Source organism: Levilactobacillus paucivorans (assembly GCF_001437125.1).
Classification (GTDB): domain Bacteria; phylum Bacillota; class Bacilli; order Lactobacillales; family Lactobacillaceae; genus Levilactobacillus; species Levilactobacillus paucivorans.
Map to the genome: position 1 here is coordinate 1 of NZ_JQCA01000116.1, position 589 is coordinate 589.

The following is a 589-nucleotide window of genomic DNA, read 5'->3' on the forward strand; positions in this document are numbered from 1 at the left end:
AGACATAACGATCCCTCCAATCATATTAGAAATAATCACCGAAACTATATCATATAAGAAACGTTAAGTAAAAGGATAAAAGTTGAAATAGCGAAGCGGAAGGCATACACTAAGTTAAAGTTAAGAGAATCAGAAGACCGAGTGAAACGAGGTCAATGCGCACTTACACATAGAATGAATTCTATGTTGTGCTAACTTCAAAAAAACTGTATTAGAAGTCGCCGATGTCGACAACAGAAGAAAACCCATAGAATCAAAGTAAAGAGGTGACTTACATGGCAATTTTTCATATGAGTTTTAGTAATATTAGTGCTGGAAAAGGACGAAGTGCGATTGCCAGTGCGGCTTATCGAAGTGGTGAAAAATTATTTGATGATAAAGAAGGTCGCCGATATTTCTATGCCCGATCGGTAATTCCAGAAAGCTTTATTTTAACCCCCAAAAATGCACCAGAATGGGCCAGTGATCGAGAAAAATTATGGAATGAAGTTGAAAAGAACGATCGTAAATCAAACTCACGGTATGCGAAAGAATTTAACGTGGCTTTACCGGTAGAATTAAGTGAATCCGAACAGAAAGAATTACTGAC

The 589-nt window shown here is 37.0% G+C and carries 1 protein-coding gene; it reads left to right on the plus strand.

Annotated features, from left to right (window positions below):
- Nucleotides 1–275: 275 nt before the first annotated feature.
- The coding region (locus IV54_RS08815) for a MobA/MobL family protein (RefSeq protein ID WP_083488568.1) at nucleotides 276–589 on the plus strand (314 nt) is incomplete at its 3' end.